The 2,187-nt window shown below is 77.4% G+C and carries 2 rRNA genes; both read left to right on the plus strand.

Annotated elements, in window-relative coordinates:
- Positions 1-389 (plus strand): 23S ribosomal RNA (locus VGB14_15750); the annotation flags it as partial.
- Between the two features lie 59 nt (positions 390-448).
- Positions 449-565 (plus strand): 5S ribosomal RNA (rrf, locus tag VGB14_15755).
- Positions 566-2,187: the final 1,622 nt, after the last annotated feature.

The following is a 2,187-nucleotide window of genomic DNA, read 5'->3' on the forward strand; positions in this document are numbered from 1 at the left end:
TCGCATCCTGGGGCTGAAGCAGGTCCCAAGGGTTGGGCTGTTCGCCCATTAAAGCGGTACGCGAGCTGGGTTTAGAACGTCGTGAGACAGTTCGGTCCCTATCCGCCGCAGCCGTAGGGAACTTGAGGAAGGCTGTCCCTAGTACGAGAGGACCGGGACGGACGCAGCTCTCGTGTGCCAGTTGTCCCGCCAGGGGCACGGCTGGTTAGCGACCTGCGGAAGGGATAAGCGCTGAAAGCATCTAAGTGCGAAGCTCGTTCCTAGATGAGGTTCCCCACTGGGTCAACCAGGTAAGGCCCGTGGCCAGATGACCACGTTGATAGGCCGGAGGTGTACGCACGGCAACGTGTTCAGCCGACCGGTACTAATCGGCCGAGGGCTTGGATCAACAATGATGTTCGTGCTCGCTCTCCAGTTCTCGAGGAGCACCTCGAGCAACTCACCGGTTTCCGGTGGCCATAGCGGCGGGGCCACACCCGTTCCCATCCCGAACACGGAAGTTAAGCCCGCCAGCGCCGATGGTACTTGGGGGTAGTCCCCCTGGGAGAGTAGGTCGCCGCCGGATTTCTCACTGACGAAAGGAGCCCCCGAGGGGGCTCCTTTCGTCGTTTTGGCCTCCGGCGTGCCCCGCCGGCCGCGATCACACGGCGCCAGCCGCCGGGCACGGCGCCGGGTGCGCCGTGCCGTCCGATCGCGGCGTCGCAGCCCCCGGCGCTCCCGGCGTCGCCAAGCCCGGTCGGCCAAGGGCCGTCCCCCGTCGGCCGAGCGCCGCCGAGCCCGTCGGGTGTGCGCCGGCTGGCGTCGGCCGTGCGCCGCGGAGCCCGTCTGCCGTCGGCCGGGCCCGTCGCGGGAGCGCCGCCGAGTCCATCGGCCGTGCGCCGGCCGCGTCTGCCGAGCGTTGGCCCCGTCGGCCGAGCACCGGCCGCCACTAGGCTGATCCGTCCATGCCCGAACCGCCTCGCCGCCCGTCGCGCCCCGCCCGCCCCTCGGCGGGCGGCGGCCGGGGCGGCGGCCAGCCCCGCCGCACCACCGGTCGCTCCGGCTCGCCGGCCGGCGACGGCGGCGGCGCGAGGGGAAGCGGAGGCGCCCGCTCGGTGCCGCCCTCCACGGGCCGGTCGAGTGGTTCCGCCGGCCGGGGTGCCGGCTCCACGAGTCGCCGACCGCCCGGTTCGGGGCGCGACGACGACCCCCGGGGCCGCGGCGGCTCGCCCGGCGATCGCCGCCCGCCCCGTTCGGCGCCCGGCTCGTCCTCCACCGGGCGCGGGGCGGGCACGTCTGGCCGCCGCCCCTCTCGCCCGTCGGCGGACCGGGCCTGGTCCGGTCGACCGGGCCCGTCGGGCGACCGCCGCCCGTCCGGTGACCGTCCGACGGGCGGCCGCTCGAGCGGATCGGACGATCGTCGCCCGCCCCGTTCCTCGCCGGGCGACCGCTCGGCGGGCGGTCGCTCCACCTGGTCGGACGATCGTCGCCCGTCGCGTGCGGCGTCGGGTGAGCGTCCGGCGGGCGGCCGGTCCGGCTGGTCGGACGATCGTCGCCCGTCGCGTCCTCCGTCGGCCGGCGGCCGGCCGGTGCGCGGCCGGGCGGGTGGATCCGCCGACCGCCGTCCTTCCCGGTTCACCCCGGGCGACGGAGACGGACCCTCGGGCGATCGACGTCCGCCCCGGTCGTCGTCCGGTGACCGGCCCGTTGGCGGCCGAACGGGCGCGACGGGCGACCGCCGCCCGTCGCGGTCGGCGGCGGAGGGTGCGCCGAGGGGTCGCGCCGGCGGACCGGCCGGAGGGCGCCCTTCCCGATCGGACGGAGGCCCGGCACCCCGGGGGCGCGCCGCGCCGTCGGGCGCCCGTGGCGGCTCCCGGTCGGCGGCCGGCGATCGGGCCCGCGCTCGGGCCGACGGGCCGTCGGGCGACCGCCGCCGGGCCGGCGACGGCCGGGCACCGGGCCCGAGAGGGCGTGGGCCGGCTGGCGATCGCGGCCGTTCGGGCGGCGCGGCGAGGGGCCGGGGAGCGGGCTCGTCCGCTGCCGGGCCGGGCGGGCGGGGACGGCGAGGCGCGGCGGCGCCGATCGATCGCCGGGCCGGCCCGACCAGCTGGGGCGGCGTCGCCCGCCGCGGCGCCGGCAACGTGCGCGACCTCGGCGACGCGCGCCCCGGGTCGGCGGCCGGGGAGTGGCGGCGGGCCGTCGAGAACG

The organism is Acidimicrobiales bacterium, from assembly GCA_036399815.1.
Taxonomy (GTDB): Bacteria; Actinomycetota; Acidimicrobiia; order Acidimicrobiales; family DASWMK01; genus DASWMK01.